This is a genomic window from Helicobacter sp. UBA3407 (assembly GCF_949747025.1).
GTDB lineage: Bacteria > Campylobacterota > Campylobacteria > Campylobacterales > Helicobacteraceae > Helicobacter_D > Helicobacter_D ganmani.
Genome location: NZ_CATKCB010000235.1, coordinates 1 through 2,142, shown reverse-complemented (window position 1 = coordinate 2,142; position 2,142 = coordinate 1). Strand labels below are relative to the sequence as shown.

The following is a 2,142-nucleotide window of genomic DNA, read 5'->3' as shown; positions in this document are numbered from 1 at the left end:
TTACTCCACCGTTACACTTTTTGCCAAATTTCTTGGCATATCCACATCATTTCCCAATCTCACTGCAACTTCTAGCGCAAAAATCTGCAAAACCACCATCATCGCAAAAAACTCCACCATATAATGCGAATATTTCGGAATCGCAATCCAATCATCACAACCCTCATAATATTCCGCACTTAGAGCGCAAATCATCGCATCACGCGCACTTAACTCTTCCACATTACTTTTGATTTTGTCATACAAAAGATTCTGTGGCATTAGCGCGACACAAAATAGTCCCAAATCCGCTAAAGCAATCGGTCCGTGTTTCATTTCACCGCTTGGATAGCCCTCTGCGTGCAGATAACTAATCTCTTTTAGTTTCAATGCGCCCTCTAATGCAAGGGGATAGAAAATATCCCGCCCAATGAAAAAGAATCCGTGTCCGTGTAAATATCTACGCGAAAGTCGTTTGATGTGTTCGTGCGCTTTTTTATCCACTTCTGTTGCGCGCACTGCCTCTAGCATTGTCTTGATTTCTTGTTTCATTGCTGCCTTGCTTAGGATTCCACATTTTTGTGCTATAAAATTTGCTAAAATCCACAGCACCATTACCTGTGTTGCAAAAGCCTTTGTGCTTGCCACACCTTTTTCAATCCCTGCACGTGTCAGTAGGCTAAAATCACTTTCGCGCACAATAGAGCTATTATCCACATTGCAAATTCCAAGCGTTTTTAGTCCATTTCTTTTTGCCAATTTTAAAGCTTCCAAAGTGTCCGCAGTCTCTCCACTTTGAGAAATCACGACAAACAGCTCATTCGCTTGCAAAATAGGATTCCGATAGCGAAACTCACTCGCAATTTCTACTTTCACCTTAAGTCTCGCAATGCGTTCAATCAAATAACTTCCCGCAATAGCCGCGTGATAGCTCGTGCCACAAGCACAAAGCGTGATAGAATCCACACTGCTTAAATCCAATTCACTTAGTTCCTCTAAGCTAAAATTATCCTCACTCACACGCCCCATCATTGTTTCCAACAAAACCTTATGTTGTTCGTAAATCTCTTTTTCCATAAAGAAAGTAAAGCCGTCTTTTTGCGCAGAAAGCTTATCTCCACTCAAAAGCTTTGGATTTGGCAAAGTGTGGAATCCTCCCGCTTTTATCGCCCCTAGCGTGCCATCTTCTAAGTAACACACTTCACTTGCAAGCCCAATGAGAGGCGCGTCAGAGGAGGCAAAATAAATCGCCTCTGCATCTTTGCTATCCTTTCCTCTGCCAATAATCAAAGGAGAGCCATTTTTGGCATAATAAATCGTATCGGGTGATTTTTGTGTAATTAATAGAATCGCATAAGCACCTTTTAGCTCGGAAATTGTGTGCTTAAAAGCTTCAAATGGATTTTTGAGATTCTCCAAATGCGATTCAAATAGATGCACAATCACTTCGGTGTCCGTCTGCGAGATGAAGCTTCTGCCTTGCTGTTGTAGAGATTCCTTAATACTATGATAATTTTCAATGATTCCATTATGCACGACATTACTAAACTTACCAAAATGCGGGTGCGCATTCACTTCTGTTGGCTTGCCGTGTGTTGCCCAACGCGTATGCCCGATTCCCAAACCAAATCCGCTAGAATGGAATCCCTCACATTTGCGTTCTAAATTTATCAACTTGCCTACCGACTTAAATGTGCTTAACTCACCCTCACTTAACACAGAGATTCCAGAGGAATCATAGCCACGATATTCTAATTCTTTTAAGCCGTTTAATAAAATGGATTTTTTTTCGTCATTGCCAATATAACCGATGATTCCACACATTGTTCGCTCCTAAAATGATTTTTTATTGTGGCATAAAATATGTAAAGAAATAGTAAATGAATCAAATTTTTAGCAACTTAATGATAGAATTTATAAGGTTATTTTTTAAGGTTTATGAATGCAAATTTATTTTTTTACCGGCGCAGCAGGTTATATTGGCTCACATACAGCATATTATTTTTTGAAAAATAGTGATTGCAAAATCGTGATTTTTGATAATTTAAGTAGTGGTTTTAGAGAAAATGTAGAATTTCTAATGCAAACCTTTCCTCAAAGAGTGGAATTTGTACAAGGGGATTTGGGCGATTCTATGGCTTTAGAAAATGTCCTCAAATCTTG

The 2,142-nt window shown here is 39.4% G+C and carries 2 protein-coding genes; one reads left to right on the top strand and one right to left on the bottom strand.

The genetic code is table 11. The annotated features are described in order from the left end of the window. Positions 1 to 1,803 carry a glutamine--fructose-6-phosphate transaminase (isomerizing) gene (glmS, locus tag Q1553_RS08115; RefSeq protein ID WP_115551975.1) on the bottom strand — a complete coding sequence of 601 codons (1,803 nt, stop codon included), beginning with the start codon at positions 1,801 to 1,803 and terminating at the stop codon, positions 1 to 3. A 118-nt stretch (positions 1,804 to 1,921) separates the two neighbouring features. Between glmS and Q1553_RS08110 the strand changes: the two genes are divergently transcribed. After that, the coding region (locus Q1553_RS08110) for a GDP-mannose 4,6-dehydratase (protein WP_300842912.1) at positions 1,922 to 2,142 on the top strand (221 nt) is incomplete at its 3' end.